This window comes from Actinomycetospora sp. 2LY8.5 (assembly GCF_057180585.1).
Window position 1 is genome coordinate 81,230 of sequence record NZ_JBXUHE010000013.1, and the last position, 26,050, is coordinate 107,279.

At 74.3% G+C, this 26,050-nt stretch carries 26 protein-coding genes; 11 read left to right on the top strand and 15 right to left on the bottom strand.

Annotation, left to right across the window (positions count from 1 at the left end):
- Positions 1-2: 2 nt before the first annotated feature.
- Positions 3-269: a hypothetical protein gene (locus AC2A1K_RS16665; RefSeq protein WP_483897413.1), complete on the bottom strand. Its 267-nt coding sequence runs from the start codon at positions 267-269 to the stop codon at positions 3-5.
- 53 nt (positions 270-322) lie between these two features.
- Positions 323-4,099 carry an ABC transporter ATP-binding protein gene (locus tag AC2A1K_RS16670; RefSeq protein ID WP_483897414.1) on the bottom strand — a complete coding sequence of 1,259 codons (3,777 nt, stop codon included), beginning with the start codon at positions 4,097-4,099 and terminating at the stop codon, positions 323-325.
- Positions 4,100-4,552: 453 nt separating this feature from the next.
- Between AC2A1K_RS16670 and AC2A1K_RS16675 the strand changes: the two genes are divergently transcribed.
- The 7 genes from AC2A1K_RS16675 to AC2A1K_RS16705 all read left to right on the top strand — a co-directional run bounded on the left by AC2A1K_RS16675 (position 4,553) and on the right by AC2A1K_RS16705 (position 10,664).
- Complete coding sequence (locus AC2A1K_RS16675) at positions 4,553-5,161, top strand: cysteine dioxygenase (RefSeq protein ID WP_483897415.1); 609 nt, start codon at positions 4,553-4,555, stop codon at positions 5,159-5,161.
- A 10-nt stretch (positions 5,162-5,171) separates the two neighbouring features.
- The gene (locus AC2A1K_RS16680) at positions 5,172-5,621 is read left to right on the top strand and encodes a rhodanese-like domain-containing protein (protein WP_483897416.1); all 450 of its coding nucleotides are present in this window, start codon (positions 5,172-5,174) and stop codon (positions 5,619-5,621) included.
- A complete protein-coding gene (locus AC2A1K_RS16685) occupies positions 5,618-7,297 on the top strand; it encodes an acyl--CoA ligase family protein (protein WP_483897417.1) in 1,680 nt (559 codons plus the stop codon). The genes AC2A1K_RS16680 and AC2A1K_RS16685 overlap by 4 nt, the downstream gene beginning before the upstream one ends.
- Before the next feature lie 119 nt (positions 7,298-7,416).
- On the top strand, positions 7,417-7,968 hold the full coding sequence (locus tag AC2A1K_RS16690; RefSeq protein WP_483897418.1) for a hypothetical protein: 552 nt from the start codon (positions 7,417-7,419) through the stop codon (positions 7,966-7,968).
- A gap of 5 nt (positions 7,969-7,973) precedes the next feature.
- Entirely contained in the window at positions 7,974-8,534 is a 561-nt protein-coding gene (locus AC2A1K_RS16695; RefSeq protein ID WP_483897419.1) for a hypothetical protein, read from the top strand.
- An 80-nt stretch (positions 8,535-8,614) separates the two neighbouring features.
- Positions 8,615-9,970: an MFS transporter gene (locus AC2A1K_RS16700; protein ID WP_483897420.1), complete on the top strand. Its 1,356-nt coding sequence runs from the start codon at positions 8,615-8,617 to the stop codon at positions 9,968-9,970.
- A gap of 67 nt (positions 9,971-10,037) precedes the next feature.
- Positions 10,038-10,664 carry a nucleoside/nucleotide kinase family protein gene (locus tag AC2A1K_RS16705; protein ID WP_483897421.1) on the top strand — a complete coding sequence of 209 codons (627 nt, stop codon included), beginning with the start codon at positions 10,038-10,040 and terminating at the stop codon, positions 10,662-10,664.
- 406 nt (positions 10,665-11,070) lie between these two features.
- Here AC2A1K_RS16705 and AC2A1K_RS16710 read toward each other — a convergent pair whose 3' ends face one another.
- Genes AC2A1K_RS16710 through AC2A1K_RS16720 form a run of 3 tightly spaced genes read right to left on the bottom strand, consistent with a single transcriptional unit; the run spans position 11,071 to position 15,063 of the window.
- On the bottom strand, positions 11,071-12,681 hold the full coding sequence (locus AC2A1K_RS16710; protein WP_483897422.1) for a flavin-containing monooxygenase: 1,611 nt from the start codon (positions 12,679-12,681) through the stop codon (positions 11,071-11,073).
- A gap of 2 nt (positions 12,682-12,683) precedes the next feature.
- Positions 12,684-13,682, bottom strand: coding sequence for an ERCC4 domain-containing protein (locus tag AC2A1K_RS16715; RefSeq protein ID WP_483897423.1), 999 nt, complete (start codon positions 13,680-13,682; stop codon positions 12,684-12,686).
- Positions 13,683-13,692: 10 nt separating this feature from the next.
- Positions 13,693-15,063 (bottom strand): FAD-binding oxidoreductase, encoded by a 1,371-nt coding sequence (locus AC2A1K_RS16720; protein WP_483897424.1) that lies wholly within the window; start codon positions 15,061-15,063, stop codon positions 13,693-13,695.
- A gap of 39 nt (positions 15,064-15,102) precedes the next feature.
- Between AC2A1K_RS16720 and AC2A1K_RS16725 the strand changes: the two genes are divergently transcribed.
- Both AC2A1K_RS16725 and AC2A1K_RS16730 read left to right on the top strand, forming a co-directional pair.
- On the top strand, positions 15,103-15,369 hold the full coding sequence (locus tag AC2A1K_RS16725; protein ID WP_483897425.1) for a hypothetical protein: 267 nt from the start codon (positions 15,103-15,105) through the stop codon (positions 15,367-15,369).
- Positions 15,370-15,379: 10 nt separating this feature from the next.
- Positions 15,380-16,180 (top strand): siderophore-interacting protein, encoded by an 801-nt coding sequence (locus AC2A1K_RS16730; RefSeq protein WP_483897426.1) that lies wholly within the window; start codon positions 15,380-15,382, stop codon positions 16,178-16,180.
- Between the two features lie 46 nt (positions 16,181-16,226).
- On the opposite strand, the gene AC2A1K_RS16735 is transcribed toward AC2A1K_RS16730, so the two are convergent.
- Positions 16,227-16,673: a MarR family winged helix-turn-helix transcriptional regulator gene (locus tag AC2A1K_RS16735; protein WP_483897427.1), complete on the bottom strand. Its 447-nt coding sequence runs from the start codon at positions 16,671-16,673 to the stop codon at positions 16,227-16,229.
- Between the two features lie 47 nt (positions 16,674-16,720).
- Here AC2A1K_RS16735 and AC2A1K_RS16740 point away from each other — a divergent pair, with 47 nt between their 5' ends.
- Complete coding sequence (locus AC2A1K_RS16740; RefSeq protein WP_483897428.1) at positions 16,721-17,491, top strand: alpha/beta fold hydrolase; 771 nt, start codon at positions 16,721-16,723, stop codon at positions 17,489-17,491.
- A gap of 13 nt (positions 17,492-17,504) precedes the next feature.
- On the opposite strand, the gene AC2A1K_RS16745 is transcribed toward AC2A1K_RS16740, so the two are convergent.
- The 3 genes from AC2A1K_RS16745 to AC2A1K_RS16755 are packed head-to-tail and all read right to left on the bottom strand — an operon-like array spanning position 17,505 to position 18,766.
- A complete protein-coding gene (locus AC2A1K_RS16745) occupies positions 17,505-17,903 on the bottom strand; it encodes a hypothetical protein (protein WP_483897429.1) in 399 nt (132 codons plus the stop codon).
- Entirely contained in the window at positions 17,893-18,267 is a 375-nt protein-coding gene (locus AC2A1K_RS16750; RefSeq protein ID WP_483897430.1) for a hypothetical protein, read from the bottom strand. Before AC2A1K_RS16750 ends, AC2A1K_RS16745 begins: the two co-directional genes overlap by 11 nt.
- A 10-nt stretch (positions 18,268-18,277) precedes the next feature.
- The gene (locus AC2A1K_RS16755) at positions 18,278-18,766 is read right to left on the bottom strand and encodes an Lrp/AsnC family transcriptional regulator (RefSeq protein WP_483897431.1); all 489 of its coding nucleotides are present in this window, start codon (positions 18,764-18,766) and stop codon (positions 18,278-18,280) included.
- 115 nt (positions 18,767-18,881) lie between these two features.
- Between AC2A1K_RS16755 and ald the strand changes: the two genes are divergently transcribed.
- Entirely contained in the window at positions 18,882-19,979 is a 1,098-nt protein-coding gene (gene ald / locus AC2A1K_RS16760) for an alanine dehydrogenase (RefSeq protein ID WP_483897432.1), read from the top strand.
- Here the strand turns inward: ald and AC2A1K_RS16765 are convergent.
- The 6 genes from AC2A1K_RS16765 to AC2A1K_RS16790 are packed head-to-tail and all read right to left on the bottom strand — an operon-like array spanning position 19,976 to position 25,974.
- Positions 19,976-20,227: a hypothetical protein gene (locus AC2A1K_RS16765; protein WP_483897433.1), complete on the bottom strand. Its 252-nt coding sequence runs from the start codon at positions 20,225-20,227 to the stop codon at positions 19,976-19,978. The two genes, ald and AC2A1K_RS16765, sit on opposite strands and share 4 nt — an antisense overlap.
- Positions 20,224-20,481, bottom strand: coding sequence for an acyl carrier protein (locus AC2A1K_RS16770; protein WP_483897434.1), 258 nt, complete (start codon positions 20,479-20,481; stop codon positions 20,224-20,226). The genes AC2A1K_RS16765 and AC2A1K_RS16770 overlap by 4 nt, the downstream gene beginning before the upstream one ends.
- Positions 20,482-20,484: 3 nt before the next feature.
- Positions 20,485-22,056 (bottom strand): amino acid adenylation domain-containing protein, encoded by a 1,572-nt coding sequence (locus tag AC2A1K_RS16775; RefSeq protein ID WP_483897435.1) that lies wholly within the window; start codon positions 22,054-22,056, stop codon positions 20,485-20,487.
- A complete protein-coding gene (locus AC2A1K_RS16780) occupies positions 22,053-23,105 on the bottom strand; it encodes an LLM class flavin-dependent oxidoreductase (protein WP_483897436.1) in 1,053 nt (350 codons plus the stop codon). Before AC2A1K_RS16780 ends, AC2A1K_RS16775 begins: the two co-directional genes overlap by 4 nt.
- Entirely contained in the window at positions 23,102-24,211 is a 1,110-nt protein-coding gene (locus AC2A1K_RS16785; protein WP_483897437.1) for a hypothetical protein, read from the bottom strand. Before AC2A1K_RS16785 ends, AC2A1K_RS16780 begins: the two co-directional genes overlap by 4 nt.
- The gene (locus AC2A1K_RS16790; RefSeq protein ID WP_483897438.1) at positions 24,208-25,974 is read right to left on the bottom strand and encodes a carbamoyltransferase family protein; all 1,767 of its coding nucleotides are present in this window, start codon (positions 25,972-25,974) and stop codon (positions 24,208-24,210) included. Before AC2A1K_RS16790 ends, AC2A1K_RS16785 begins: the two co-directional genes overlap by 4 nt.
- Between the last annotated feature and the right edge of the window lie 76 nt (positions 25,975-26,050).

The following is a 26,050-nucleotide window of genomic DNA, read 5'->3' on the forward strand; positions in this document are numbered from 1 at the left end:
GGTCACTGGAGCGTCGAGCCGTCGAGGTCGACGAGCACGGCGGACTCGGCGAGGGTCTGACCGCCGGCGCTGACCTTGCCGTTGAGCGTCGCGGGGTTGCCCGGGTCGATGACGAAGTCGGTCAGCTCGACCTTCGTGTCACCCTTCGTCAGGCTCAGCCCGCTCCCGTCGTGCTCGATGCGGCCCTGGACGTCGGGGTTGGCGGCGCCCGGCCGGTCGACGGTGACGTTGCCGCCGGTGATCAGGAACCGGACGCTCCCGTCCTCCATCTGCCGATGTCCCGCGATCGAACCGCTGGGCCCGTGAGCCCCGAAAGCTGTGCTCAGCCGGCGCGGGCGAGGTCGCCGTCCGGGCCGACGAGCCCGCCCTCGCCGACCGCGTCGTCGACCGTCCCGGCCCCGGCGCGCCAGAGCCGCGCGTAGGCACCGTCCCTCGCGAGCAGCTCGTCGTGCGTGCCCTCCTCGAGGATCCGGCCGCCGTCGATGACGACGATGTGGTCGGCGCGCGCGGCGGTGGCGAGCCGGTGGGCGACGACGAACGTGGTGCGCGGCGCGGTCTCGACGGTGCCGGCTCCGCCCGCTCCGCGGCGCGACAGCCGCTCGCCGGCCGCCAGCACCGCGCCCTCGGTGGCGGGGTCCAGGGCCGCGGTGGCCTCGTCGAGCAGGAGCAGCCGCGGGTCGACGAGCTCGGCGCGGGCCAGCGCGACGAGCTGGCGCTGCCCGGCCGACAGACCGCCGCCGCGCTCGCCCACGGGCTGGCGGAAGCCGCCGGGCAGCGAGGCGATCATGTCCAGCGCCCCGACGTCGCGGGCGGCCTGCTCGATGCGCGCGGGCGTGGCATCGGGGTCGCCGTACGCGATGTTGGTGGCGACGTCGCCGACGAACAGGTGCGCCTCCTGTGGCACGACGCCGAGGCGCCGGTGCAGGGTCGGCAGGTCGTGGTCGCGGACGTCGACACCGTCGATCAGCACGGTGCCCGACGAGGCGTCGTAGAAGCGGGCGACGAGCTTGACCACCGTCGACTTGCCGGCCCCCGTCGCCCCGACCAGCGCGACCGTGCGCCCGGCCGGCACGTGCAGCGAGAAGTCGGCGAGCGCCGGGGTCCTCGCGCCGGCGTAGGAGAAGCCGACGTCACGCAGCTCGACCTCGCCGCGCAGGTCGTCGACCACCACCGGGTGCTCCGGCGCGGGCACCGACGTGGGGGTGCGCAGCAGCTCGGCGATGCGCGTCAGGCCGACGCGCGCCTGCTGGTAACCGTCGAACACCTGCGAGAGCTGCTGGACGGGCCCGAAGAACATCGCGAGGTAGAGCAGGAACGCGGCGAGCACGCCGGGGGACAGGCCGCCGGTGGCCACCCGGGCCGCGCCGACGCCGAGCACGACCGCCTGCGCGAGGTCCGACAGCATCGCCGCGAACGGGAAGTACGTCGCGATGAGACGCTGGGCGCGCAGCCGCGCCCGGCGGTAGGCGTCGCTGTTGTCGGCGAACGTGGCCGCCGAGCGGTCCTCGTGGGTGTGCGCCTGCGCGACGCGCAGGCCCGCGACGTTCTCCTGCAGGTCGGCGTTGACGACGCTGACCCGCTCGCGCGCCTCGGCGTACGCGACCGACGCCATCCGGCGGAAGATCACCGTGGCGATCACCAGCACCGGCATCACCGCGAGCGCGACCAGCGCCAGCTCGACGTCGGTGACCAGCAGCGCGACGGCCACCCCGAGGATGGTCAGCACGGCCACGAAGGCCTGGGCGAGCCCGGTCTGCAGGAATGTCGACAGCGCGTCGACGTCCGTCGTCATCCGCGTCATGATCCGGCCGCCGAGCTCGCGCTCGTAGAAGTCGAGGCCGAGCCGCTGCAGGTGCGCGAAGCTGCGGGTGCGCAGCAGGAAGAGCCTACCCTCGCCGATGCGCGCGGTGAGCACGGTCTGCGCGGCGACCACGAACCAGTCGACGGCGACCGCGACCACCCCCAGCCCCACCGCGAGCCAGAGGACGTCGAGGGAGCGGGCCTGGATGCCGCCGTCCACCGCGAGGCGGGCCAGCGACGGGAAGGCGACGGTGGCGGCCGCGTCGAGGCCGAGGAGCACGACGACGAGCAGCAGCGCCCAGCGCACCGGGCGCAGCAGCCGGCCGAGGCGGAACGCGGGGTCGGGTGCGGTCGGGTCCTCGCCGTACAGCGTCGGCTGCTCGGTGGCGGGCGGCAGGCGGTCGAGCTGCGTGCGGATCTCCGGCGACGCCCCGCCGTCGATGCCGCCCGCGAGCGCCTCCGACCCGGCCGCGACGGTCACCGGCTCCGGCGCCGGCAGGGGCCGGTCGGGGTCGGGGTCGTCGGGCCACAGCGAGCGGGTGAGACCCGGGGTGACCTCGGGCGACTCGTCCGGGACCCGCCCGGTCTCGTCGATCCGTTCGGCCGGGCCCGCGAGCAGCTCGCGGAACAGCCGGCACCGGCCCTCGAGCTCGGCGCGGGTGCCGACGTCGATCACGCGGCCGCCGTCGAGGACGGCGATGCGGTCGGCGAGCGCGAGCGTGGAGCGCCGGTGGGCGATGACGATGGTGGTGCGCTGCGCGGTGACCGCCCGCAGCGTCTCGCCGATCGCCGCCTCGGTGCTCGCGTCGACCGCCGAGGTGGCGTCGTCGAGGACGAGCACCCGGGGGTCGTAGAGCAGGGCGCGGGCCAGGGCGACGCGCTGGCGCTGGCCGCCGGAGAGCGTGAGCCCGCGCTCGCCGACGCGGGTGTCGTAGCCCTCGGGCAGCTCGCTGATGAACGCGTCGGCCTGCGCGGCCACGGCCGCCGCGCGGATCTGCTCCTCGGTCGCGTCCGGGCACCCGTAGGCGATGTTGGCGCGCACCGTGTCGGAGAAGAGGAACGCCTCCTCGAACACCACGCCCACCGCGTGGCGCAGGGAGTCCAGCCGCAGGTCGCGCACGTCGATCATCGATGGCCCGGCTCCCCTATCGGCGTGCTCCCCTTTCTGCTCCGCGTCCGCGAGGTCGTCGGGCGGGCCGATGCGCAGCGCGCCGCCCTGGACGTCGTAGAACCGGGGCGCGAGCAGGGCCACCGTCGACTTGCCCGAGCCCGCGGTGCCGACCAGCGCGACCGTCTCGCCCGGCGTGATGTCCAGCGTGAGCCCGTCGAGCACCGGCTCGCTGCGCGCGTAGCCGAAGCGCACGTCGTCGAGCTGCACCCCGAGCGGGCCGTCCGGCACGGTACGGGCGCCCGGCGCGTCGACGATCTCGGGCTGGGAGTCGATGAGCTCGTAGACGCGCTCGACCCCGGCGCGGGCGAGTTGGCCGGTGACGACGAGGCCCGCGACCAGGCGCGCCGGCCCGACCAGCGCGGCGATGTAGGAGGTGAACGCGATGAACACGCCGAGCGAGATGCTGCCGTTCACCGCCATGGCGCCGCCGAGGGCGAACACGACGAGCTGACCGACCGTGGGCAGCGCCGTGAGCGTCGGGGTCAGGCGGGCGTTGAGCCACGCCGCGCGCAGCCGCTCGGCGTAGAGGCGTCGCGCGGCCGCGCGCAGCCGACCGACCTCCCGCGCCTCCTGGCCGAAGCCCTTGACGACCCGGACGCCGGTGACGGTCTCCTCGACGTGCTGGGCGACCTCGGCCGCGCGCTGGCTCGCCGACCACGTCGCGGGGAAGAGCTTGCGGCGCATCCGGGCGGTGAACACCATGCCGACCGGCAGCACCACCAGCGAGACGGCCGTGAGCAGCGGCGACAGCCACAGCATGATCCCGACGGACACGACGAGCTGGCCGATCGTGCCCGCGACCAGCGGCACCATGCCGAGCAGGCCCTGGACCTGCTGGAGGTCGGAGTTCGCCCGCGAGACCACCTGGCCCGTGCGCAGGGCGTCCTGTTTCGGGCCGTCGAGGCGCGCGACCGAACCGAACACCCGCCGCCGCAGGTCGTGCTGCACCCCGAGCGAGAGCCGCCCGCCGAGGTAGCGGCGCAGGAAGGCCGCGCCGAAGCGGACCACCGCGATGGCGGCCATCGCGCCGACGAGCCACCCCAGCCCGTCGGTGGACCCGGCGACGGCGCGGTCGACCGCCGTGCCGATGAGCAGCGGACCGACGGCCTCGAGGCTGACGCCGAACACGGAGGCGGTGAGGGCGGCGACCGACAGCGCCCGGTGGCGCCAGCAGTCGCGGGCGAGACGCCGGACCCAGCCGCGCGTGCGGGTCTGCGGCGCAAGGGTGCGCTCCGTGGTGTCCTCCGGGCGTGGTGGTGGCCGAACCTCTCCAGATTAGGTCCGCCCACCGACACCCCGCCCGATGCGGTGGCGCGGATCGGGACCCGCACGTGACGAACACGCGGCCTCGTGGTCAAATGTGCGCGTGCAGCACTTCCTCCTCGGCCCCCTGTGGGAGAGCCGTCGTGCGCACGTGTTCGACCAGCGGTGTTGCCGGGCCTGACGAGTCGAAGTCGCGTGCCGTCCGGCCGCGACGTCCCCTCGCCCGCGCACCGCACCTCCCTCCGCGATCGGCCGTCCCGCCGGCGACGCCCGGGGGCGTGTGTGCGTGGACGCCCGCACTCCCGGAGGACGAGTTCCGTGACCGCCCTGGTCGACCACCCCGCCCACGACCGCTCCACCTTCACCCGCCCCCGCTCGCGCCGTCCCGACCTGCGCCGCTGGCAGGACGGCCCGACCCCTGCGAGCCTCGCCGACCTCCTCGCCCTCACCCGTGAGGTGGCCGCCGAGGTCGACGCGGGCCGCCACGCCGTCGAGGTCGACCCCGTGCACCGCTGGTCGCGGCGCCTGCACGCCGACGACCACCTCGACGTCTGGCTGATCTCCTGGGCCACCGACCAGGCCGCCGAGCTCCACGACCACGGCGGCTCGATCGGCGCGCTGACCGTCGTGCGCGGCTCGCTGACCGAGTGGCGCTGGACCGCGGGCTCCGACGACGACAGCAACTGCCCCGCCGAGGAGCTGCCCGCCCGCGGCCCCGGCCTGCGCCGCCGCGCGCTCGACCCCGGCCGCTCCGTCGCGTTCGGTCTCGGGCACGTACACGACGTCTCCAACCGCAACGTCGAGACCGCGGTCAGCGTCCACGCCTACTCGCCGCCGCTGTCCGCGATGTCGTACTACGGCGTCGAGGCAGGCGTGCTGCGCCGTACGCGCTCGGAGCTGATCGAGCCGGGACAGGCCCCCGAATGAAGGCCCCCGAGTGACCACGATCGCCGAGATCCTCGCCGACGCCCGGGCCCGCCTGCACCGCCTCGGCCCGTCCGAGGCCGCCGCGGCGGTGGAGGCCGGCGGGCGGCTCGTCGACATCCGTCCCGGCTGGCAGCGCCTCGACGAGGGCACGGTGCCGGGGGCGCTGGTCATCGAGCGCAACCACCTCGAGTGGCGCCTCGACCCCGCGTCCGACGCCCGCGTCGCCGCGGCCGTCGACCACGACCAGCAGTGGATCGTGCTGTGCTCCGAGGGCTACACGTCGTCGCTCGCGGCGGCGGCCCTGCAGGACCTCGGCCTGCACCGGGCGACCGACGTCGTCGGCGGCTTCCGTGCCTGGGCGGCCGAGGGACTGGAGACGGCGCCCGGCTCCGACGAGCGTCCCGACTACGCGCGACGTGACGCGGAGAGCCCTGGCCCGACACACGGCGAAGGGCGATGATCCGGGGCGTGACCGTGCCCGAGACCTGGATCACCCCGCTCACGCCGCTGGCGTTCCTGCGCCGCTCCGCCGACGTCTACCCCGACAAGACCGCGATCGTGCACGGGACGCAGCGCACGACGTACGCCCAGTTCGCCGAGCAGGCCCAGCGCCTGGCCCGCGCCCTGCGGGCGAGCGGTGTGCAGCCCGGCGACCGGGTGGCCTGCCTGCTGCCCAACGTGCCGCCGATGCTCGTCGCGCACTTCGGCGTGCCGCTGGCCGGTGCCGTGCTCGTCGCGGTGAACACGCGCCTGTCGAGCGAGGAGGTCCGCTACATCCTCGACCACTCGCAGGCGAGCGTGCTGATCGTCGACTCGGCGCTGCGGGGCACCGTCGAACCCGTCGCGGACTCGCTGGAGACCGTGCGCGAGGTCGTCACCCTCGTCGACCCGCAGGGTCCGGACGCGGGAGCGAGCGTCGAGGGGGCGACGTGGGACGAGCTGCTTCTCCGCGGTGACCAGGGCGAGGACCTGGCCTGGGAGATCGCCGACGAGCGCTCCACGATCAGCATCAACTACACCAGCGGCACCACGGGACGCCCCAAGGGCGTCCAGTACCACCACCGCGGCGCGTACCTGAACTCGTTCGGCGAGATCGTCCACTCGTACCACGACCCGTCGACGGTCTACCTGTGGACGCTGCCGATGTTCCACTGCAACGGCTGGTGCACGCCGTGGGCGATCACGGCGATCGGCGGCACCCACGTGTGCCTGCGCGAGGTGCGCGGCGACGCGATCTGGAACCTCATCGGCGAGCACCGGGTCACGCACCTCAACGGCGCCCCGACCGTCGTCACGACGATCATGAATGCCCCGCAGTCGCGGACGCTGGACTACGCGCTGGTCGTGACCACCGCCGGGGCGCCACCGAGCCCGACCACCATCCTCGAGATGGAGAAGATGGGCTTCCGGATCGTGCACGTCTACGGGCTCACCGAGACCTACGGCCCGTACTCCGTGTGCCAGTGGCAGGAGCAGTGGCGGGGGCTGGAGGAGCACGCGCGGGCGAAGCTGCAGGCGCGCCAGGGCGTCGGGATGCTCCAGACCGAGCCGCTGCGCGTGGTGGAGACGCTCGGCGAGACTGCTGCCGAAGGGGATGGCACGGACTGGGCGTCGGTCGAGCTCGTCGACGTGCCGCACGACGGCGAGACCTTGGGCGAGATCGTCATGCGCGGCAACAACGTCATGTCCGGCTACTTCCGTGACCCCGACGCGACGGCCAAGGCGTTCGCGGGCGGCTGGTACCACTCGGGCGACCTGGGGGTCATGCACCCGGACGGCTACGTCGAGCTGCGCGACCGCGCCAAGGACGTCGTCATCTCCGGCGGCGAGAACATCTCGACGGTCGAGGTGGAGCAGGCGGTGCTCTCGCACCCCGCGGTGCTCGAGGCGGCCGTCGTCGGCGTGCCCGACGACAGGTGGGGCGAGCGGCCGAAGGCGTTCGTCATCCTGCGCTCCGGGCAGTCGGCGGAGCCCGACGCCATCATCGAGCACGTCAAGGGCGCCATCGCGCGCTACAAGGCCCCCCGCGACGTCGAGATCGTCGACGAGCTGCCGAAGACGTCGACCGGGAAGATCCAGAAGTTCGAGCTCCGCGCGAAGGAGTGGGGCGGCAGCACCACGCGCATCCGTGGCTGAGCCGCTCGTCGCTCGCGTCCCTCACCCGTCGTGCCCCGCGCATGACGGGACCCGCTGACGGGAAACGCTGCGGGACGGCGGAGACTGTCCGCCGCTGTCGCGATGAGGAGCGAGGACGCGTGAGCGAGGAGCCCGTCGACCGGATCGAGGCCGAGGTGGAGAACGACATCACCGCCCTCGACGCCGAGCCGTCCGTCGTCCTGGACGAGGACCGCATGGAGGCCGACCCACTCGAGGACGGCATGGACGCCCCCGAGGGCTACAGCCGTGACGTGCGGCTCGGCGGCACCCAGGAGTGGGAGACCGAGTCCCCCAGCATCGACTACCGCCTGCCGCAGGAGGAGCCCGAGGCCGAGACCGAGCGGCCGCCGGACCGGCCGCTCGCGGACACGCCGATCGACGAGCTCGACGAGTCCGTCGACGACCCGGCGAACGCCGTCGACGGCGTCGGCGGCGCCGCGGTGCTGGACACGCAGGGCGGCGACGGCGCCACGGAGGCCGAACTGCTGGCCGACGAGGAGCGCGAGGTCGAGCTCGGGGTCTCGTCCGCGCACGGCAGCGCCGAGCCCACGGGCCTTCCCGCCGACGACGCGATCGGCGAGGTCGCCGGACTCGACCGCGAGCCGGGCACCGTCGAGGAGCAGGCGCTGCACGTGGAGCAGGAGAACTGAGCACCGTGAGGACGACGCGCCCGGCCGTACCGCGACGTGTGCTGCTCGCCGCCGGGACCGTGGGCGCCGTCCTCGTGGTGCTGCTGGTCGGCGCGCTGATGGCCGGCTGGCGCCCGTTCACCGCCGGACCCGAGGTGCTGACGTTCGGGCCCGGCGGCGATCTCGAGGAGTTCACGCTGTTCGAGGGCCAGTGCGCGCGCGGGCAGCTGACGAGCGGCGGCGGGTTCGGCGAGGCCGCCGACGCCCAGTGCGGCACGCCCCACGACGTCGAGGTCGTCGCGTCGACCGCGCCGATCGGCGAGGGCCGCGCGGTGTCGTACCCGGGCGAGGCCGCCCTGGCCGACTTCGGGCGCGCCTACTGTGCGATGTACGTCGACTCCGACCTGCTCGTGCCCAGCGCGAGCGGCGTCGACCGCGACGACCTGCGGATGACCGCCGTGGTGCCGAGCCAGGCGGCGTTCGCCGATCCGGGCTCGGCGGGGGCCACGCGCGGTGGCCGCGAGGTCAGCTGCGTCATCTCCCGGACCGACGGGGAGCCGCTGACCGACCGCTTCTCGGTGATCTGAGCGGCTGGTCCGAACGGCGTAGTCACGCGGAGCACCGGACCTATTGCCCTGTGTGAGTGTGATGGCAAGCATAGTCCGCCATGAGCACACTCCCCGCCGGAGCCGACCGTCGGGCGCTCAAGCGCCGGGCCGTCGTCGCCAGCACCGTCGGTACGACCATCGAGTGGTACGACTTCTTCCTCTACAACACGGCCGCCGCGCTCGTGTTCGGTCCGCTCTTCTTCGCGAACTCCGAGGCCGGCGGCGTCCTGCTGGCGTTCTCGACGCAGTTCGTCGGCTTCGCCGCGCGGCCGATCGGCGCCGCGATCTTCGGTCACTACGGCGACCGCATCGGTCGCAAGTACAGCCTCGTCGCGACGCTGCTGCTCATGGGCGGGGCGACGGTCGTCATCGGCCTGCTGCCCACCTACGAGACGATCGGTGTGCTCGCCCCGATCCTGCTGACGCTGCTGCGCGTGCTGCAGGGCATCGGCGTCGGCGGTGAATGGGGCGGTTCGGTGCTCATGGCCATGGAGTGGGGCCACCGGCGCCAGCGCGGTCTCATGGCGGCGTGGCCGCAGGCGGGCGTGCCGATCGGGCTCGCGCTCGGGACGTTCGTGGTCTGGCAGTTCTCCGGCCCCGAGTTCCTCGCCTGGGGCTGGCGGGTGCCGTTCATCGCCAGCGTGGTGCTCATCGGCATCGGGCTCTGGGTGCGTCTCACGGTGCTCGAGTCGCCCGCGTTCGCCCAGGTCAAGACGTCCGGCAAGGTCGCGAAGCTGCCGCTGGCCGAGACCCTGCGCACCCAGTGGCGCGACGTGCTCAAGGCGATGTTCGTGCGCACCGCCGAGCAGGCGCCGTTCTACCTGTTCACCTCGTTCGTGCTGGTCTACGGCACCCAGCAGCTCGACCTCGAGCGCAGCGACCTGCTGCTCTACCTGATCTTCGCCGCCTGCATCGGCATCGTCAGCGTGCCGTTCTTCGGCTGGCTCTCCGACCGGATCGGGCGGCGGCTGGTGTACGGCATCGGCGTGGTGCTCACCGGCCTCTACGCGTTCCCGTACTTCGCGCTGCTCGATACGCGGACCGGCGGGCTCGTCCTGCTCGGGATGATCCTCGGGCTGGTCTTCCACGACATGATGTACGGGCCGCAGGCGGCGCTGATCTCCGAGAGCTTCGGCACCGGCATCCGCTACACCGGCGCCGGTCTGGGCTATCAGCTCGCCTCGATCACCGCGGGCGGCCCGGCGCCGCTGATCGCCGCGGCGATCCTGGCCGCCACCGGATCGAGCTTCTGGATCTCGATCTACATCCTGATCTGCGCGGTGATCTCGCTGGGCGCCCTGCTGCTGATGCACCCGCGCCCGCCCGAGGCCGACGAGGCCGACTTCGCCTCCGAGGACCACGCCGGCCAGGAAGCGATCCGGGACGCGGCACGGTCGGAGCGCACGGCGACGTAGGCGTCCCGGGCGGCACGGGCGTCCCGGGCGGCACGGCGCGGCACGGAGCTGCCGCATCATGGGGTCGATGCCGATCCGCCCCCTGACCCCCGAGGCCCTCGCCGCCGAGCTCGTCGCAGCGATCGAGAGCGCCGGGCCGGGTCACGTCCGGGTCCTGGTCGACGGGGCGCCGCCGGCCCGCCCGGAGGTGCTCGCCGACGCACTGGTCGACCCGCTGCGGGTGCGCTCGCGGCCGGTGGTGCGGGTCTCGGCGTGGGACTTCCTGCGCCCGGCGTCGGTGCGCCTCGAGCGCGGGCGCACCGACCCGGACTCGTTCTACGACGACTGGCTCGACGCGGGCGCGCTCGTGCGCGAGGTGCTGGCCCCGCTCGGGCCCGGCGGCAGCGGGGAGGTCCTGCCCCGGCTGTGGGACGTGGAGGTCGAGCGGGCGGCGCGGGCGCCGCGTGTCCCGGTGCCCGCGTCGGGCGTGGTGGTCGTCGACGGCCCGCTGCTGCTCGGCCGCGGGCTGCCGGCGGAGCTCGCGGTGCACCTCGCCCTCTCCGAGACGGTGCTCCAGCGCCGCACCCCGGCCGACGAGGCCTGGACCCTGCCCGCCTACGCGCGCTACGCCGACGAGGTCGACCCGGTCAGCGTCGCGGATCTGGTCGTCCGCGCCGACCACCCCGACCGACCGGCCCTCCAGACCGCCTCCTGAGCCACGGGATGGGTCACAGGATGCCGCCACGATCTCCGGGGTGCGAGCGATGCGGCATGGCTGGCGTGTGACGCCAGGATCGCCACATGCTCGGCGGCGCGACACGCCGACGAGAGAGTCGGCGACGTGGGTGCCCCGCCGCGACCGCCGCGACCGGCGCGACCGCCGCGACCGCCGCGACCGGCGCGACCGGCGCGACCGGCGCGACCGGCGACCGCCGAGAGCGGCACGAGCGGCACGAGCGGCACGAGCGGCACGGTCGGCAGGCCGCGAGGCCCGATGATCACGCGGAGAGTGCCTCTCGCGACGGGCCGGGTCCGCGCCTCGCACGCGAGCGGCACGTTCGGCGGGCGGCAGCACCGCCGGCCATCATGCGCAGCGCGCCTCTGGACAGCACCCGGCGACGTCAGGCGCTCGCCCGCCGCCGCGCGCGCAGCGCGAAGCCCGGGTATCCCGCGTCCGCCTCCGCGTCGCACATCTCGCGGTACCGGGCGAACCCGCCGGCGTAGGGCAGGAACACGCGCGGTTTGCCCGGCACGTTCGCGCCCAGGTACCAGGAGCTCGCCGCCTGCGGCAGCAGCGTCGCGTCGGCCGCCTCGCGCACGTGCTCCGCCCACCGCGCCTGCGCGTCGGGAGTCGGTTCGGCGTCGAGGTCGTGGGCGCGCAGGTGCGCGACGAGGTCGGCGATCCAGTCGACGTGCTGCTCGATCGAGGTCGGCATGTTGGTGAGGACCGACGGGCTGCCGGGGCCCGTGATGGTGAACAGGTTCGGGAACCCGGCGACGCCGAGCCCGAGGTAGGTCGCCGCGCCCTCGGCCCACGTGTCGGCCAGGGTCACACCGTCGGCGCCCCGCAGGCCGAGACGCAGCAGCGGGCCGGAGAGGGCGTCGAAGCCGGTGGCGAACACCAGCACGTCGACCGGGTGCTCGGCTCCCGATGCCAGCCGCACCCCGCTCGGCGTGATCGACGCGATGGGGTCCGCGCGCACGTCCACCAGCGACACGTTCGCGCGGTTGTAGGTCTCGAAGTAGTCGGTGTCGATCGGCGGGCGCTTGGTGGCGAAGGGGTGGTCGCGCGGGACGAGCGTCTCGGCGACGACGGGATCGGAGACGGTCGAACGGATCTTCGCGCGGATGAAGTCCGAGGCCCTCTCGTTGACCGCCGGGTCGGCGAGCACGTCGCGCACCGCCGCGCGGAACCGCAGGCCGCCACGCTCCCAGGCACGCTCGAAGTGGGAGCGACGGTCCTCGTCGGTCAGCGCGAGCGTGTCGACGTCGCTGACGACGAACGGGTGGCCGTTGGTGGACGCCTGCTGGACCGCGCGGATCGTGGCGTAGTCGGCCTTGTACCCGGCCGCCTCGGATGCGGACAACGGGGCGTTGCGCGCCGGGATGCTGAAGTTCGCCGTGCGCTGGAAGACGGTCAGGTGCCCGGCCGACGCGGCGAGCACGGGGATCGCCTGGATGCCGGTGGACCCGGTGCCGACCACCCCGACCCGCCGGCCCGTGACGTCGACACCCTCGTGCGGCCACTGCCCGGTGTGGTGCCACTCGCCCGCGAACGTCTCGAGCCCCGGGATGTCGGGCACGTTCGCCGACGACAGGCAGCCCACCGCCGTCACGAGCCACCGGCAGGTCCACTGCGCGCCGTCCTCGGTGTCGATCACCCAGCGCGAACCGTCCCACGAGGCCGACACGACGCGCGTCGAGAACGAGAACGACCGTCGTAGGTCGAACCGGTCGGCCACGTGCTCGAGGTAGGAGAGGATCTCCGCCTGGCCCGGGTAGCGCTCCGACCAGTCCCACTCCTGCTCGAGCTCGTGGGAGAACGCGTAGCAGTAGTAGTAGCTCTCCGAGTCGCACCGCGCGCCCGGGTACCGGTTCCAGTACCAGGTGCCGCCGACGCCGTCGGCCGCCTCGAGCCCGTGCACCGAGACGCCCAGCCCGCGCAGGCGGTGGATCGCGTAGAGCCCGGCGAACCCGGCCCCGATGACGACGGCGTCGAGATCGTTGCCCACGCTCACGAGTGTCGGTCGTGATCCCCGTCGGGACAACCGTGAGCCGCCCGGTACCGCTCCCACACCTCGGGCCGGAGCCGTCCGCGATCGGGCACGTCGATGCCCTGGTCGCGGGCCCACGCCCGCACCTCCGCGGTCGACGGCTCGGGCGCCCCTTCGCCCGACAGCTCGGGCACCGCGCCCGGCAGCCGGGTGCCGACGGCGTGTTCGTCGCGCGCCCACACCAGCGCGGCGGCCAGGAAGCGGTAGGTCCACTCCTCGGCGAGCGGCCGCGTCTCGGCGAAGACGATCGGGATCGCCGGCCACCGGACCTGCAGCTCCGCGAGGGAGTCGGCGACCTGCGCGGGCCGGACGTGGCGCTGCGCGAACACCTGCGACCACCGGTCCTCGACGACCACCGCCGCGCGGGGGAGCGCGGCGAGGTCGCCGAGGGCGAAGCGCAGGCGCCCGCTGCTGACGCTAGAGACCAGGTCCGACAGCGACTTGCGCTCGACCGACGCCACCAGCGTCTCGCCGAGCACCACGCCGTAGTCGCCGGCCGGGAGCGTGCGCCGGGCGGTCCGCACCTGCTGGGACGGGAACGTGTACGGGTAGTGCTCGTGGGCGTCGACGACGATCTCGAACTCGTCCACACCGGGCGCCCGCGCCGTCGGCGTCCGGACCTGCGGTCGCGCCTGCTTCCGCGTCCGCGGCGACTGCCAGAACACCATGTCCCGGCCGCGCCCGCGGGTGTAGACGATCTGGGACCGGTTCTCGCGGGCTCGGTCGAGCACGACGTCGATCGCCGCGCCCCGCCGCGCGCACGAGCGCAGCGCGACGCGTTCGACGACGTCGGGGTCGGCGGGCCACTCCCCGGGCTCGGCGGGGTGGCAGTACAGCGCCTTGGTCCGCGGCCACGTGCCCGAGGTGCGGAACACCAGGCCGTCGCCGAGCGGCAGCCAGAGCAGGAAGCCCAGCGACGAGCCCGCGTCAGGGTTGCGGGCGATGACCAGCTCCGCCACGTCGACGACCCTAGCGTGGTCGGCGCAGCGAGCACCCGGGGTTCAGCGTGCCGTCGGGGTCGAGGGCGGACCTCAGGAGACGGACGACCTCGAGTGCCACCGGATCGCCGAACTCCGCGAGCTGACGGGCCTTCGCGCGCCCCACCCCGTGCTCGCCCGACACCGCCCCGCCGAGTGCGGTCCCGGCGGCGAAGACGTCGTACAGGGTCTTCCCCAGGAGCGCGGGGTCGGGCTGGAAGACCGCGAGGTGCACGTTGCCGTCGCCGGCGTGCCCGCACCCGAGCACCCGCGAGCCGTGCGCCTCGCCGGCCGCCCGGGCGCGGGACAGGAACGCCGCCATCGCCGACCGGGGCACGACCAGGTCGACGATCTCGTCGGCACCCGCGGCCTTGACCGCCCAGAACGCCTTCTCGCGCGCCTCCACGAGGCGGCGCGCCGAGCCTGCCGGCAGGTCGAAGACGTCGGCGGCGCCGGCGGAGGACAGCACGTCCGCGAGCTCCTCGGCGTCCTCGTCGACCCGCTCCTGACGCCGTCCCGCGAGCTCGACGAGCAGGTGGTGGGCGTCGACGAGGTCCTCGGGCAGGCCCAGCGACAGGTCGGCGGCGGTGCAGACCGCGCGCATGGTCGGCCCGTCGAGGTACTCACAGATCGCCGGGTCCAGCCCCGACGACACGACCGACCCGACCGCCGCGATCATCGCGTCCGCGGACGGGAACGGGGCCAGCACCGTGCGCCGCGCGGGCAGGCGCGGATGCAGCCGGACGATCACCTCGGTGACCAGCGCGAGCGTGCCCTCCGAGCCCACGAGCAGCTGGGTGAGGTCGTAGCCCGACGAGATCTTCGTGAGCTTCCCGCCCGTCCGCACCACCGAGCCGTCGGCGAGCACCGCCTCCAGTCCCAGCACGTGCGAGCGGGTGACGCCGTAGCGCACGGCCCGCATGCCGCCGGCGTTGGTCGCGACCGTGCCGCCCAGGGACGCCGACGTCTCGCCGGGGTGCACCGGGTAGGTCAGGCCGTGCTCGCCGGCGGCGTCGTCCAGGTCCGCGAGCGAGACCCCGGGCTGGACCACCGCGACGGCGTCGGCGGTGTCGATCTCGAGGATCCGGTCCATCCGCGCGAACGACACGAGCACGGCGCCGTCGTCGGGGGTCGCCGCGCCGGAGAGCCCGGTGCCGGCCCCGCGCGCGGTGAGCGGCACCCCGGCGACGCGGGCCGCGCGCACCACCGCGGCCACCTCGTCACGGTCGCCCGGCCACACCACGTACGCCGGCGTGCCGGCCGGGACACCGAGCGCCTCGTCGGCGCACAGCTCCGCGACGGACGGGTCGTCGCCCGGGAGCACGTGATCGGGCCCGACGGCGTCGGCGAGCAACGGGAGCATTCCCGAGTCGTAGCACGAACCGCTACGCTCGAACCAGTTGTGAAACGCAATCAGAAACGGCGCGCCATCGGCCGGCTGATCTACTCGATGCTGACGTCGCTCGACGGCTACACCGCGGACGCGCAGGGCGACTTCGGCTGGGGCATCAGCGAGGACGCCGAGCTGCACCGCGCCATGGAGGAGCTGGTCCGGGGTTCGCTGAACCGCTCCCGTCGCCGCGTCGTGGACACCGGCGAGCGCCTCGGGCCGACGGTCGTGCGCGACGCGTGGTTCACCGAGCAGTACCTGCGCCGACGGGCTCGTTAACGTAGGGCGCATGGTGGTCCGCGACGCCCCGATCGTCTCGCACGTCGAGCACACCCCGGAGGCGTTCCGTCCGCGGCGGGTGGAGGTCGTCGAGGCGTGGGACCTGACCCCGCGGATGCGGCGGGTCCGGCTCGCGGGCGACCTGCAGGATCTGCCGGTCGCGGGGCCGACCGACCACGCGAAGGTGTTCTTCCCGGCGGTCGCGGGCGAGGAGCCGCCGGAGCCCGCGCTCAACGCGCGCGGGCTCGTCGTGCCCCCGGCCGGCACTCCGCGGCCGTACCGGGAGTACACGCTGCGCCGTCATGACCCCGCGGCCGGCGTCGTCGAGATCGACCTGGTGCGCCACGGCGGTGGGCTCGCCGGGACGTGGGCCGAGGACCCGCGTGGCGCGCTGTGGCTGCACGGGCCGCGCTCGAGCCTCGCGGTGGAGCCGCGCGACTGGTACCTGATCGGCGGCGACGAGACCGCGCTGCCGGCGCTCGCCCGGTGGATCGACCAGCTGTCGACGGTGCCCGTGCACGTCGTGGCCGAGGTCGCCGACGCGGCCGAGGAGGGCTACCTCGGCGACGTCCCGCCGCACGTGACGGTCGACTGGCGCCACCGCGACGGCGCCGCGCCGGGCGCCACGACCCTGCTCGACGAGGGCGTCGCCGCGTTCACCCCGCCCACGGGCGACGGGTTCGCGTGGATGGGCGCCGAGGCGGGGGCGCTGCGTCCGGTGCGCCGGCGCCTGCGCGTGCTCCTGCCCACCGCGGCGGTCGACCTCGACGGCTACTGGCGTCGCGGCGTCTCGGGGACCGGGCTGGGCTGACCGGGCCCATGTGAGTACTTTCCGGGCCTCCAGGCCCGGAAAGTACTCACATGGGGTGGTCGGTGAGGCGGGTGCTCAGGGCGCGCAGGACGCGCAGGCAGGCGTCGAGGTCGCCGGGGTCGAGCTGGGCGTCGAGGTCCGCCTCGACGGCCCCGAGCTCCCGGCGCTCGCCGTCGCGGACGTCGGTGAGCACCTCCTCGCCCTCGGCGGTGAGCTCCACGAGCACCGAGCGGCGGTGCGCCGGGTTCTCGCGCGTGCGTACCCACCCGCGCCCGGCGGCGTCGTCGACCGAGCGCTGCACGAACTGCCGGGAGAGCGCGAGCGTACGCCCGAGCGCGGGCACCGTCGCCGCCCCGCAGCCGGCCAGCGCGTCGAGGACCGCGCGGACCCCGACGGGCATGCCGCCCTCCTGCTCCACGGCACGCACGCCCCGCCGGTAGAGCGGTCCGAGGACGTCGAACACCGCGGCCAGGCGGGTACCGGGCTCGCTCATGACACCCATGTTGTCATAGTGGTGGCAGGTATGACACCTTGGTTGTCATGCTGCACCACGTCGACCGCGGCGACGGCCCGCCCGTCGTCCTCCTGCACGGCGGCGCGCTGGACCACCGCCTCTGGGACCCCCAGATCGCCGAGCTCGCGCGCACCCACCGCGTCGTCGCCCCCGACCTCCGGGGCCACGGCGCGTCGCCGACCCCGACCGCCCCCTTCCGGCACGCCGACGACGTCGCCGCGCTCCTGCGCGCACTCGCCCTCGGGCCGGCGGCGCTCGTCGGCATCTCGCTGGGCGCCCGCACCGCCGTCGACGTCGCGCTCGAGGCCCCCGAGCTCGTCGAGCGCCTCGTCGTCAGCGGCGCCGGCGCGGGGGAGCCGGAGTGGCGCGACCCCGCCACCGTCGAGCTGCTCGCCCGCTGGCGGCAGGCCGAGCAGGACCGCGACCCGGAGACGTGGATGCAGATCTTCCTCGCACTGGGTTTCGGGATCGACCGGCCCCTCGACGACGTCGACCCGGCGGTGGTCGAGCACGTCCGGGCGATGACGGTCGCGACGCTGGAGAACCACGTGCCCGACGGCCCGCCGGTGCTGGCGACGCCGGTGGAGGACGCGGCGCGGCGCGCCCGCGCGCTGCGCATCCCCGTCCTCGCCGTCGTCGGTCTGCTCGACGCCCCCGACCACCAGCGGCCGGCCCGCGAGGTCGCGCACGACGTCGTCGAGATCGAGAAGGCCGCGCACTACCCCAACCTCGAGGCACCCGCCGCCTTCAACGCCGCCGTCCGCGCCTTCCTTCGTGAGCACTTTCCGGTGCTATAGCGCCGGAAAGTGCTCACGTTCGTGAGGCGCGGCGGATCCAGAGCAGGCCCAGGATCGGCAGGAGGACGGGGACGAAGCCGTAGCCGATGCCGAAGTCCGACCACACCGTCGGGTCGGGGAAGTCCTGCGGGCGCAGCAGCGACAGGGTCCCGATCCCGAGCACGCCGACCAGCTCGATGATCACCGCCACGAGCGCCACCCGCCGCGCCCCACGACCCAGCGCGACCGCGGCGACGAGGTAGACCGCCGCCGCGAACGCCGAGAGCAGGTAGGCCTCCGGCGCGCGCTCGAACTGCACGGCGATCTGGTACAGCGCGCGGGCGCCCGCGGAGATCGCGAACACGACGTAGACGACGAGCAGCACGCGCCCGGGGCCGCCGGACAGGGAGCGCCCTGACGATTCAGCGGGCACCCGTCACCGTCCACACCTGGCCCGTGCGCAGCGACAGCACCGCGAGCGTGACGCCGGCGACCGCCAGCACGATCGACCCGTACCGGGTGCGCTCGCCGTGGGCCAGCGCCGCCCCGATCGGCAGCACGATCAGCGTCGCGACGAGGTAGCCGACGATCTCGACGACGGCGCCCGTGGTGCGCCCGCCCTCGACGACCAGTCCGACGACGATCACCAGCGCGACGACCAGCGCCACGCCCTCGAGCACCAGCAGCCCGATGCGGTGGTGCACCGTCGGGGCCTGGCCGACGGCCGCGGACACTGCGCACCACAGCGCCCACGCCAGCGCGAGCACGAGGACCACGAAGGTCAGGCCGACGATCACGGGCGGCAGCCTACGAGCCGGGCTCCGGCACCGCCCGGAGGTGGTCGAAGATCAGGCTGGTGACCGTGCCCGCCACGTCGCGATGGCCGTTGAGCCGCGCCACGAGGTCGCGCAGCGCGCCGGTGCCGGCGGTCGCGACGTGTAGGAGGTAGTCGTCCTCGCCCGCGACGAAGTACACGTCGCGCACCTCCGGCAGCCGGCGCACCAGCCCCGTGAACTCGCCCAGGCGGTCGCGGGAGTCGCTCTGCAGCCGCACCGAGATCATCGCCTGGAGCGGCAGACCGACGGCCGCCGGATCGACGTCCGCGTGGTACCCGCGGATGACCCCGCGCTCGCGCAGCGACCGCACCCGGGCGAGGCAGGTCGACGGGGCGACGCCGACCGCTTCGGCCAGCGCCGCGTTGGTGACCCGGGCGTCGGCGACGAGCTGCGCCAGCAGCGCGCGATCGACCTCGTCGAGGCCCCGCACATCCTTCGGCGAAGGTGCTGTGGACGGCACGGCATCGTCCGATCCTTCACGCATACGGCAAATTTACAGAATCTTCTGCAGTCATATACCGATCACAGCGCAGGAACTTTCACGCTTGGGGGTAGTCGAGGGATGGAGACGCACGATGAAGGTCGCGGTGCCCGCCGAGGTGAAGGACAACGAGTTCCGGGTCGCCCTGACGCCCGGTGGCGTGCGCGAGCTCGTCGCGCACGGCCACACGGTGACCGTCGAGCAGGGCGCCGGACTGGGCTCCGCGTTCGGCGACGACGAGTACAAGCAGGCCGGCGCCCGCATTCTCACCGACGCCGACGACGTATGGGGCGACGCCGACATGGTCGTCAAGGTCAAGGAGCCGGTCGCGTCCGAGTACCACCGTCTGCGCGGGGACCTCACGCTCTTCGCCTACCTGCACCTCGCCGCCTCCCGCGAGTGCACCCAGGCCCTGCTCGACGCCGGCACCACCGCGATCGCCTACGAGACGGTGACCCGGAACGGCGCGCTGCCCCTGCTCGCCCCGATGAGCGAGGTCGCCGGACGCCTCGCCCCGCAGGTCGGGGCGTACCACCTCATGCGCTCCAACGCCGGGCGCGGCCTGCTGCTCGGGGGCGTCCCCGGCGCGCCCGCGGGCCACGTCGTCGTCATCGGTGGCGGCGTCTCCGGCGCCTCCGCGGTCCAGATGGCGGTCGGCATGCACGCGCGCGTCACCGTGCTCGACACCAATCTCGACACCTTGCGTGCCCTCGACGCGCGCTACGCGGGCCGTGTGCAGACGATGTACTCGAGCGTCGACAACCTCGAGCGCGCCGTGCTCGACGCCGACCTCGTCGTCGGCGCCGTCCTCGTGCCGGGCGCGAAGGCCCCGACGCTGGTGCCCGACGCGCTCGTGGCGCGGATGAAGCCGGGCGCGGTGCTCGTCGACATCGCCATCGACCAGGGCGGCTGCTTCGCCTCGTCGCACCCGACGACGCACTCCGACCCGACGTTCCCCGTCTTCGACACGCTGTTCTACTGCGTGGCGAACATGCCGGGCGCGGTGCCGAACACCTCCACCCACGCGCTCACGCACGCGACCCTGCCGTTCGCGCTGGCGCTCGCCGACCGCGGCTGGCGCGACGCGCTGGCCGCCGACGCCGGGTTGGCCGAGGGCCTCGCGACCCACGCCGGGGAGCTCTCCAGCGCGGCGGTCGGCGAGGCGCACGACCTGCCCGTCCGCGCGCTCTAGCCGACCTCCCGCCGCGCGTACGACACCGCGGCCATCGAGGCGCGGGCCGACGCGAGCACCGAGGACCAGTCGGCCTGCACACCCGAGTCGGCGCCGGCCCGCATCGCCAGCAGCGCACGGGCGCACAGGGCGGCCTCGTGCGCGGCCCACAGCAGCGGGTCGCGGTCGGCCGGCGGCGCGGAGAGGCGCTCGACCACGGCGGCGAGGTGCCCGTCGACGTCGTCCAAGCCCGTCGCCGGAGCGCTCATCCGGTCACCCCGACCTCGGTGAGGAAGGCGGCCATCGCCTCCACGCTGCGGAAGCGGTCGATGTCGAAGTCGTCGAGCGGCAGCTGGCAGCCGAAGGTGTCCTCCAGGCCGACGATCAGCGTCACCAGCGCGAGCGAGTCGAGCAGGCCCTCGGCGACGAGGTCGGTGTCGGGTGCGGGCACCTCGACGCCGAGACGGTCGCGGACCAGGTCGGCCAGTCGCTCGGTCAGGGGCCCGGTGGTGGCGTCGGGCATGGCTCAACGTCCTCCTGTCGTGGCGTCCGCGGGCGCGAAACGGTCCCGCAGCGCCGGGCGGTCGATCTTCCCGTTCACGTTGTGGGGCAGGTCGTCGAGCTCCGCCCACCGCGCCGGCACCATGTACTTCGGTACCAGCTCGGTCAGCCGCCGTCGCACGTCCGTGGCGGGCAGCACGTGGCCCTCGGCCACCGAGTACGCGCAGCAGATCGTCGTGCCCTCGAAGCCGCCGGTCTCGACGCCGACGACCGCGACCTCGCGGATCCCGGGCACCGTCGCGAGCGCGGCCTCGATCTCGCCGAGCTCGATGCGGTAGCCGCGGCTCTTGACCTGCGAGTCCGCCCGGCCCAGGAAGTGCACGATGCCGTCGTCATCGGCCCGGGCCAGGTCGCCGGTGCGGTAGAGCCGCTCGCCCGAGGGATCCGGCACGAACGCGGCGACCGTCTTCTCCGGGTCGCGCCAGTAGCCCGGCGACAGGCCCGCCCCGCCGATCCAGAGGTCGCCGACCTCGCCGGGCGGTACCGGGGCCATGGCGTCGTCGAGGACCCGCAGCTCCTCGCCGTCGCACGCGTACCCGATCGGTACCGGCACGGTCTCGTCGGCGGGCACCTCGGGCACGTCGAACCACGACGACGCGATCGTCGCCTCGGTCGGGCCGTAGAGGTTGGTGAACCGCACGTGCGGCAGCCGCTGCATCCAGTGCGCGAGGACCGGCGTCGGCAGGACCTCCCCGCACCACAGCAGCCGCTCGAGCGCCGGGAAGTCGTCCTGGGCGACGACGTCGAACCGCGCCAGGTAGGTCAGCACGCTCGGCACCGAGAACCACTGGGTCAGCGCCCGGTCGCGGATGAACGCCGCGGTCGCCCTCGGGTCGACGCCCAGCGAGGCCGGGACGAGGTGCAGCTCCGCGCCCGCGGCGAGCGTCGCGTAGATGTCGAAGGTCGACAGGTCGAAGTGCAGCGGCGGATGCCCGGAGACCCGGTCGCCGGGGCGCGTGCCGAAGTGGCGCAGCCCCCAGTCGACGAACGCGAGGACCGTGTCGTGGTTGATCATCACGCCCTTCGGCACCCCGGTGGAGCCGGAGGTGAAGAGCAGATGGGCGAGGTCGGTCGGCGTGACGGCGGGGTCGGTGGTCGCCGCGGTGAGGAGGCCGTCGCGGGTGAACGCGAGCCCCTCCTGGACGTCGATCGCCCCGACGACCGGCCGCTGCTCCGGCAGCTCGGCGAGCACCTCGTCGAGCAGCGCGCGCGACGCGGCGTCGACGAGCACGACCTCGGGTTCGGCAGCACCGACGATCCGCGCCACCCGCGACGCCGGCCCGGCCGGGTCGACCGGCACGTACGCGCCGCCCGCGCGCAGGGTGCCGATCAGCGCGGCGATCGTCCACGGGGCCTTCTCGGCGAGCACGCACACCCGCGCGCCGGGGGTGAGGCCGTGCTCGAGCAGCACGTGGGCGACCCGGTTGACCGCCCCGTCGAGCTCGGCGTAGGTCATCGTCTCGTCGGTGCCGACGAGCGCGGGGCGGTCGGCGTGGCGCTCCGCCGAGACGGCGAGCAGATCCTGCAGGTGCTTCACGCGCCCACCGCCGCGCCGGCCCGGGCGAACACCTCGCCGGCGTGGCCGAGGTCCTCGGCCGCGGGCGGGATGTCGAGCACGAAGACGTCGGTGCCGCGTTCGACGTAGCGGGCGACCTCCGCGGCGACCCGGTCGTGCGAACCGACCAGGTACGGGCAGAACGACTGGTAGTTCTCGAACGGCCCGAGCCAGTAGGGCTCCGGTTCCGCGTCCAGCGCGGCGGGAGGCGTCGAGACCTTCGCCGCCGCCGTGAGCTGGTGGTGCCAGTGCGAGTCCGACACCCGCATCGCCATCGCGTGCGCGACCTGGCCCGCGCGGTCGGCGGGGAAGCGCCCGTGGGCCACGCGCCACGCCTCGTCGGCGTCGTCGCGGGCGATGATGCCCATCCGCACCCCGCCCCCGGACGCGCAGCGAAGCGGAGCCGGACCATCGAGCCCGGCGGAGACGTCGGCGGCCGCATCGGAGCCCAGCGGCTCCGGGTAGCGGATCGGCGTCGCGCCGATCTCCTCCGCCGCGGCCCGCCCGGCGGGGGAGGAGCCGGAGATCAGGACCTCGGGCCTGAGCTCGGCGGGCAGCGCGGGCGCCAGGCGCAGGTTCTCGACCTGGTGCCAGCGTCCGTCGCGGGTGACGGTCTCGCCGCGCAGCAGGGCGGTGAGGATCTGGGTGTACTCGACGGTGCGCGCGTAGCGGTCGTCGTGCTCGGTCCGGTCGCCGAGCGCGACGAGGTCGTTCTTGAAGCCGCCGGCGAGCATGTTGAGGTGCACCGCGCGCCCGTGCAGGTAGGCCAGCGACGACACCATCGACGCGGCCGTGTACGGGTGCATGTACACCGGCTGGACGGCCACCAGCGGGGCGAGGCGCGTCGTCGCGGCGATCGCGGTCTGCGCCACCAGCCACGGGTCGGCGATCCCGTTGTCGGTGTAGACGAGCATCCCCGCGCAGCCGGCGTCCTCGCTCCACCGCGCGGTCGCGGCGACCGCGTCGAGGTAGTCCGAGGCCGCCACGTCCTTGGACTGTGGGCAGGTCGAGTAGACCGTCAGACCGGTCATGCGTGTACTCCCTGGGTCCAGAGCACGTGGTGGCCCATCCACCACTCACCGTCGAGTCGTGTCAGCAGGGTGTCGTCGGCGTCGAGGGCCGCGAGCACGCCGGGGTCCTTCGAGTCCACCAGCGCCCAGGCCGTCGGGCGCACGAGGCAGCGACGTTCGCGGACGGCCTCGGCGAGCGAGGGCTCGAGCCGCCCGGAGACGGCCGCCGCGCCGCGGGCGTCCGCGTCGGCGAGGAGGTGGTCGAGCACCGGGCCGGGGTCGCCCGTGGTGCTCGCGAGCTGCTGGACCTGCACGATCCCGCCCTCCGGCGCGAACGCGACGTACCAGCCGACCACCTTGCCCCCGCGGCCCCGCACGAGCGTGCGGACGACCTCCCCGCGCGCCGGCGCCACCGTGTCGAGCTCGGTGAACAGCGCCGTGAGGTAGGCGGCGTCGTAGTCGGGGTGCAGGCGCCAGTGCCGCGGGGCCTCGGCGGTCTGCTCGACGAGCGCCTCGACGGTCAGCGGCTCGGAGGCGAGCTCCGGGTCCGGCGCCGGCGCGGGCCGGGCCCCGATCCGCGGGAGCCGGCGCGCGAGCGCGTCGAGGCCGCCGCCGGCCGCGCGCAGCGGGCCCGGGACCGCACGCCCGCGGTCACCGAGGTGCGCGGCGACCGCCGAGGTGGGGCGCAGCACGCGGTACCAGGCGAACGACGGCGCGGTGCGCACGCGCCCGCGCAGCTGGCGCCACATGCGGCGCATGAGGTCGGTGGCGCCGTCGGTGATCGTGAGGTCCTGCGGCCCGCGCAGGTAGGCCCGGGTGAGCAGCGCCCCGATCCCCGGCGTCGACGGGTCCGCCACCAGGTGCCCCGAACAGCCCACCCGCAGCGCCCGCCCGTCGAGGCGCAGGCGGCGCGGGTAGGAGCCCAGGAAACCGATGACCTTGCCGTCGGAGCGCTCGGCCACCAGCGGCGGGATCTCCGGGTCGGCCCAGACGGCGTCGAGCGTCGTCCGGGCCAGGTAGCCGGCCAGGGGTGCCGGGGGTGTGTCCCTTCCGGAACGGACGAGCCGCTCGTAGAGGGCGGCGACGGCGGGCAGGTCCTCCCGCAGCAGGGGTCGGATTCCGGTCATGCGTCCTTCGTGCCCGTCCGGGACTCCACGACGTACCCCTCGATGTAGAGGCGGTCGAGAGCGATCCCGGCGAACGTGTCGAGCGCCGTGCCCGGCGCCATGATCAGTGGCTGGCCCTTGACGTTGAACGACGTGTTGACGACGACGCCCGATCCCGTGCGCGCCTTCACCTCGCGCAGCAGGCGGGCGAAGCCGGGAGCGAGGTCGTCGCTCACGGTCTGGATGCGCGCGGAGTCGTCGGCGTGGACGATCCCCTCGACGACCCCGCGGGCCTCGGGCCGGACCTGCGCGGTGCAGAGCATGTACCGGTCGGGCTCGAAGCCGCGGGTGACGAACAGCCGGTCGACGTCCTCGTCGAGCACCGCGGGGGCGAACGGGCGGAACGCCTCGCGGAACTTCACCGCGCCGTTGATCCGCTCCTTGATCCGGTCGCCGTCGGGGCGGGCGAGGATCGAGCGGTGGCCCAGCGCGCGCGGCCCGAACTCCATGCGCCCGTAGAACCAGGCGACGATCCGGTCGGCGGCGATGTCCTCGGCGGCGCGGGCGTAGTACTCGTCGGTCTCGCCGACCCACGTCCACGTCAGCTCGGGGCGCGCGTCGAGCTCGGCGCGCACGTCGTCGGCGGTGTAGGCCGGGCCGAGGTAGGGGTCGAACGGCCCGGTGACCGGCGCGAGGCCGCCACCCTCGGTGCGCGCGACGTGCCAGGCGGCACCCGGGGCGGAGCCGTCGTCACCCGAGGCGGGCTGGACGAACATCGCGTCGACACCCGGCAGGTCGGCGATCGACTGGTTGGACTTGCAGTTGAGGAACGTGCCGCCCGCGAGGGCGAGGTTCTGCTCGCCGGTGCGTTCGAGCCAGTGGCCCACGAGCTCGACGAGCACGGTGGTCAGGCGCTCCTGCAGCGCGGCGGCGAAGTCCGCCTCGTCGCGGTGGATGTCGCCGTCGGGGACCTGCGGGGTGAACGCCGCCTCCGCGAGGAACGCCCGGGCGTGCGGGTAGCCCTCGGCGGGCTCGGTGAGGCTGCCCGCGGGCCAGTCGACGACCACGGTGCCGCGCTCGAGGTCGGCACGGGCGAGCTTCTCGAACACCGGGCGGAACCGCTCGGGGTCGCCGTACGGGGCGAGCCCCATGACCTTGTACTCGTCGTTGTTGAACTGGAACCCGAGGAAGCGGGTCGCGATCGAGTACAGGATGCCGAGCGACGCCGCGATCGGGACGGTGTGCAGCAGCTCGAGCTCGTCACCCACGGCGTGGAACACCGACAGCGACTCCGCCTCGCCCATGCCGTCGCTGACCACGACCAGGGCGCGGTCGAACCCGCTCGGGGCCAGCGCGGACTCGGCGTGCGCGACGTGGTGGCGCACGGGGCGGAAGCGCTCGGCGACGCGCGTCCAGCCCAGCTCGGTGAGCCCGTCGATCACGGTGGCGCTCGCGTACACCTCGTCGAACGGGGCGCCGGCGAGCTCGAAGGCGCGGCGGTGGCGCTCGTAGTCGAAGCCGTGGGCGACGAGGTCGACGTCGTCGGGGGTCAGGCCGGCCTCCGCGAGGCAGGACGCGATGGCCTGCGCGGGCAGCGCCCCGGTGCCCTTCTCGCCGGTGAACCGCTCCTCGGCCGCGGCCGCGACGAGGCGGCCGTCGACGACCAGCGCGGCGGCGCTGTCGAGGCCCTGACAGATCCGCGCGTCGAGCGGGGCGATGTCGGGGTGGGTGCGTCGCAGGTGCTCCTGCGAGTGCGGCAGACCGGACAGGCCGAGGACGATCACGGCGCTCCTCTGTGGATAGGACACGACGTTGTGAGCGGTTCCACTATCGCCTGAGCGATGTTTCCCCTGTGCGTGG

Coding starts and splice junctions, on each gene's coding strand:
- AC2A1K_RS16665 (WP_483897413.1), bottom strand. CDS start 269: ATGGAGGACGGGAGCGTCCGGTTCCTGATCACCGGCGGCAACGTCACC.
- AC2A1K_RS16685 (WP_483897417.1), top strand. CDS start 5,618: ATGATCCGGGGCGTGACCGTGCCCGAGACCTGGATCACCCCGCTCACG.
- AC2A1K_RS16700 (WP_483897420.1), top strand. CDS start 8,615: ATGAGCACACTCCCCGCCGGAGCCGACCGTCGGGCGCTCAAGCGCCGG.
- AC2A1K_RS16705 (WP_483897421.1), top strand. CDS start 10,038: ATGCCGATCCGCCCCCTGACCCCCGAGGCCCTCGCCGCCGAGCTCGTC.
- AC2A1K_RS16720 (WP_483897424.1), bottom strand. CDS start 15,063: ATGCTCCCGTTGCTCGCCGACGCCGTCGGGCCCGATCACGTGCTCCCG.
- AC2A1K_RS16730 (WP_483897426.1), top strand. CDS start 15,380: ATGGTGGTCCGCGACGCCCCGATCGTCTCGCACGTCGAGCACACCCCG.
- AC2A1K_RS16735 (WP_483897427.1), bottom strand. CDS start 16,673: ATGAGCGAGCCCGGTACCCGCCTGGCCGCGGTGTTCGACGTCCTCGGA.
- AC2A1K_RS16740 (WP_483897428.1), top strand. CDS start 16,721: ATGCTGCACCACGTCGACCGCGGCGACGGCCCGCCCGTCGTCCTCCTG.
- ald (WP_483897432.1), top strand. CDS start 18,882: ATGAAGGTCGCGGTGCCCGCCGAGGTGAAGGACAACGAGTTCCGGGTC.
- AC2A1K_RS16765 (WP_483897433.1), bottom strand. CDS start 20,227: ATGAGCGCTCCGGCGACGGGCTTGGACGACGTCGACGGGCACCTCGCC.
- AC2A1K_RS16770 (WP_483897434.1), bottom strand. CDS start 20,481: ATGCCCGACGCCACCACCGGGCCCCTGACCGAGCGACTGGCCGACCTG.
- AC2A1K_RS16780 (WP_483897436.1), bottom strand. CDS start 23,105: ATGACCGGTCTGACGGTCTACTCGACCTGCCCACAGTCCAAGGACGTG.
- AC2A1K_RS16785 (WP_483897437.1), bottom strand. CDS start 24,211: ATGACCGGAATCCGACCCCTGCTGCGGGAGGACCTGCCCGCCGTCGCC.